The following is a 4,091-nucleotide window of genomic DNA, read 5'->3' as shown; positions in this document are numbered from 1 at the left end:
CTCGCGGGCTCGGTGGTCGTCCGGTCGCCCGTGAACCCGCCGGGACCCGTGCTGCTGGTCGACGACGTGGTCACCACGGGGGCCACGCTGCGGGCCTGCGCGCGGGCGCTGGTGGAGGTCGGCATCCCGGTGCTCGGCGCGGTCGTGCTGTGTGATGCGAGCGGCCGGAGGGACCGCAGGCACCGCACCGATCCAGGCCTCGATTCAGTGGCACCCCGCACCGCCGCTGTCCCGCCGACGGCTCGCCAACCCCTCCAAAGTACGGGTTTGCGCAGGTCAGGGGAAGGTCATTCGCCGATTTCGCCCATCCTGCTGTCACTCACCGCTCAGGACTGTCGCCGAACCGTGATGCGCACTACCGTGCCTGGCACACGTAACCCACGCCACAACGGGAGGGGAACACCGAGCATCCGCTTCGGGTCCCCGGGGTGGTCCCCCACCCCTGTCCCCGCCCCCGGCCGACCGCCGGACGGGCACCCGAAGCCGCCCCCCACGCCGAGTACGCACGGAGAGCGAGGGAAGTCGAGTGGAGATCGTCGTCACAGGCCGGAACGTGGAGGTGCCGGAACACTTCCGGATCCACGTCGAGGAGAAGTTGGCCAGGCTCGAACGCTACGACCACAAGATCGTCGGCATGGAGGTCGAGCTCTTCCACGAGCCGAACCGCAGGCAGTCCAAGAACTGTCAGCGCATCGAGATCACCGGCCGCGGCCGCAACTCGGTCGCCCGCGCCGAGGCATGTGCCCAGGACTTCTACGCCGCGCTGGACTGCGCGATCAGCAAGCTCGAGAGCAGGCTCCGGCGGTCCCACGACCGGCGCAGGCTCAACGACCGGCGCTCCCGCGTGATGGCGGGCCGCGGAGGCTCGACCGCCGTGGCGGTCCTGGAACAGGAGCTCGCCGAGCAGCGGGTCGAGGCCTTCATCCCCGAGCCGCGGGGCCACTCCGAGGGCATGGACGAGCCGCCCGAGGACCTGCCCGGCCGCATCGTGCGCCGCAAGCAGCACTCGGACGAACCGATCAGCATCGACGAGGCCCTGTCCCGGATGGAGCTCGTCGGGCACGACTTCTACCTGTTCGCGGACGCCGAGTGCGGCATCCCGTCGGTCGTCTACCGGCGCAAGGGCTACGACTACGGGGTCATCCGCCTCGGCAGCTGACACCCACGACCCCCTCCGAAGAAGGGCGTCGGGGTGCGGCTCGTCGTCGCGCCCCGGCGCCCGTCCAGCGCGGGATCACCCTCGACCCCGGAACCCCTGCGGGTCCGGGGTCGTTGCACGGTGAGGCGGGCGACACGCCGGTGGCTACCATGGGCCGCGGGTGCGTTCCGGATGTCGGTCCGCCCTGGTTCGGTGGCCTCGCGGGGCCACGGGCCGCCGTCCGAGACCGCGATCGTGAATGAGGTCGATCAGTGCCGTCCTTGCTGAACCGCCTGCTCCGTGCCGGTGAGACGAAGCTGGTCAAGCGGCTCAGTCGGATCGCCGCCCACATCGACTCGCTCGAGCCGGACTTCGAGTCCCTGTCGGACGAGCAGCTCCGCGCCAAGACCGAGGAGTTCCGCGCCCGCTACGCCGAGGGCGAGTCGCTCGACGACCTGCTGCCCGAGGCGTTCGCCACGGTGCGCGAGGGTGCTCGGCGAACGCTGGGCCAGCGGCCCTTCGCCGTGCAGCTGATGGGTGGGGCGGCGCTGCACCTGGGCAACGTCGCGGAGATGCGCACCGGTGAGGGCAAGACGCTCACGTGTGCGCTGCCCAGCTACCTCAACGCCATCTCCGGGGACGGCGTGCACGTCGTCACGGTGAACGACTACCTCGCCAAGCGCGATGCGGAGAACATGGGCCGGATCCACCGGTTCCTCGGGCTTGAGGTCGGCGTGATCCTGTCCGAGATGACCCCCGCGCAGCGTCGCGAGCAGTACGCCGCGGACATCACCTACGGCACGAACAACGAGTTCGGCTTCGACTACCTGCGCGACAACATGGCATGGAACTCCGCGGACATGGTGCAGCGGGGCCACAACTTCGCGATCGTCGACGAGGCGGACTCCATCCTCATCGACGAGGCGCGCACGCCGCTGATCATCTCCGGGCCCGCCGAGCAGAGCGCGCGCTGGTACCAGGAGTTCGCGCGGATGGCGCCGCTGCTGCGTCCCGATGCGCACTACGAGGTCGACGAGCGCAAGCGCACCATCGGCGTGACCGAGGAGGGCGTGTCGTTCGTCGAGGACCAGCTCGGCATCGACAACCTCTACGAGGCCGCGAACACCCCGCTCGTCGGGTACCTGAACAACGCGCTCAAGGCCAAGGAGCTGTTCAAGAAGGACAAGGACTACATCGTCCGGGACGGCAACGTCCTGATCGTGGACGAGTTCACCGGCCGCGTGCTCGCGGGACGCCGCTACAACGAGGGCATGCACCAGGCCATCGAGGCCAAGGAGAAGGTGCAGATCCAGGCGGAGAACCAGACGCTCGCCACGATCACCCTGCAGAACTTCTTCCGGCTCTACGACAAGCTCTCGGGCATGACCGGTACCGCCGAGACCGAGGCGGCCGAGCTGCACGCGACGTACGGCATGCACGTCGTCGTCATCCCCACGAACCGGCCGATGGTCCGTGCGGACCAGGCGGACCTGATCTACAAGACCGAGGCCGCGAAGTTCGACGCGGTGGCGGACGACATCGCCGAGAAGCACCGCAAGGGCCAGCCGGTCCTCGTCGGCACGACCAGCGTCGAGAAGTCCGAGTACCTGTCGAAGCTGCTGGTGCAGCGCCAGGTGCCGCACGAGGTGCTCAACGCGAAGCAGCACGAGCGCGAGTCCCTGATCGTGGCCCAGGCGGGGCACGCGGGAGCGGTCACCGTGGCCACGAACATGGCGGGCCGCGGTACGGACATCATGCTCGGCGGCAACCCGGACTTCCTGGCCGACCTGGAGCTGCGCAGCCGCGGGCTGGACCCGGTGGAGCACCGGGAGGCCTACGAGGCGGCGTGGGACGGCGTCGTCGCGCAGATGAAGAAGCAGGTCGCGGCCGAGGCCGAGGAGGTCCGCGAGGCGGGCGGGCTCTACGTGCTCGGCACCGAGCGGCACGAGTCGCGGCGCATCGACAACCAGCTTCGTGGTCGGTCCGGTCGTCAGGGTGACCCGGGTGAGTCCCGGTTCTACCTCTCGCTGGGGGACGAGCTGATGCGCCGCTTCAACGGCGCCATGGTCGAGTCGATCATGAACCGGTTCAACCTGCCCGAGGACGTGCCCATCGAGGCCAAGATGGTCACGCGGGCCATCCGCAGCGCGCAGACGCAGGTCGAGCAGCAGAACTTCGAGATCCGCAAGAACGTCCTGAAGTACGACGAGGTGCTCAACCAGCAGCGCACGGTCATCTACGACGAGCGCCGCCGGGTCCTCGGCGGCGAGGACATCGGCGAGCAGACCCGCAACATGCTGCACGACGTGGTCACCGCGTACGTCGAGGGCGCCACCTCGGAGGGGTACGCCGAGGACTGGGACCTCGACAAGCTCTGGACCGCGCTCGGGCAGCTGTTCCCGATCTCGGTCAAGTGGCAGGACCTGGCCGACGGCGGCCCCGAGGAGGGCGGGCTCGACGACCTCTCGAAGGAGTCGATCACGCAGGCCGTGATCGAGGACGCCGAGCGCGCCTACGCCGTCCGCGAGGCCGAGATGGACGCGATGATCGGCCCGCAGGGCGGCATGCGCGAGCTCGAGCGCCAGGTGTTGATGCAGGTCATCGACCGCAAGTGGCGCGAGCACCTCTACGAGATGGACTACCTCAAGGAGGGCATCGGGCTGCGGGCGATGGCCCAGCGCGACCCGGTGATCGAGTACCAGCGCGAGGGCTTCGACATGTTCGCCGCGATGCTCGAGGGCATCAAGGAGGAGACGGTCGGGCACCTGTTCAACGTCGCGGTGCAGGTCCAGGAGGTCCCGGCGCCGGGCACCGAGCCCGCGCCGCAGGAGGTCCCGGCTCCGAACGGCGCCGCGGCTCCTGCCGCTCCGCAGGCCCCGGCGGCGGCTCCGGCCGCGGCCCAGCAGGGTGCGGTGGCGGCGGTCGCCGGGCCGCCCGCGGCGGAGCCCGTCAC

2 protein-coding genes and 1 pseudogene are annotated in these 4,091 nt (G+C 69.8%); all 3 read left to right on the top strand.

Features of this window, described 5'->3' with window-relative positions; all coding sequences use genetic code 11:
* Positions 1–12: 12 nt before the first annotated feature.
* Positions 13–168 (top strand): annotated as a pseudogene (locus tag H5J29_RS35950) (ComF family protein); the annotation flags it as partial.
* Between the two features lie 358 nt (positions 169–526).
* Positions 527–1,159 carry a ribosome hibernation-promoting factor, HPF/YfiA family gene (hpf, locus tag H5J29_RS23440; RefSeq protein WP_181783198.1) on the top strand — a complete coding sequence of 211 codons (633 nt, stop codon included), beginning with the start codon at positions 527–529 and terminating at the stop codon, positions 1,157–1,159.
* Between the two features lie 260 nt (positions 1,160–1,419).
* Positions 1,420–4,091 (top strand): preprotein translocase subunit SecA (secA, locus tag H5J29_RS23435; RefSeq protein ID WP_220187823.1); only part of this gene is annotated, 2,672 nt, incomplete at its 3' end.

Source organism: Pseudonocardia pini (genome assembly GCF_013870575.1).
GTDB lineage: Bacteria > Actinomycetota > Actinomycetes > Mycobacteriales > Pseudonocardiaceae > Pseudonocardia > Pseudonocardia pini.
The sequence above is the reverse complement of the archived record's forward strand: the minus strand, read 5'-3'. Positions and strand labels throughout refer to the sequence as shown.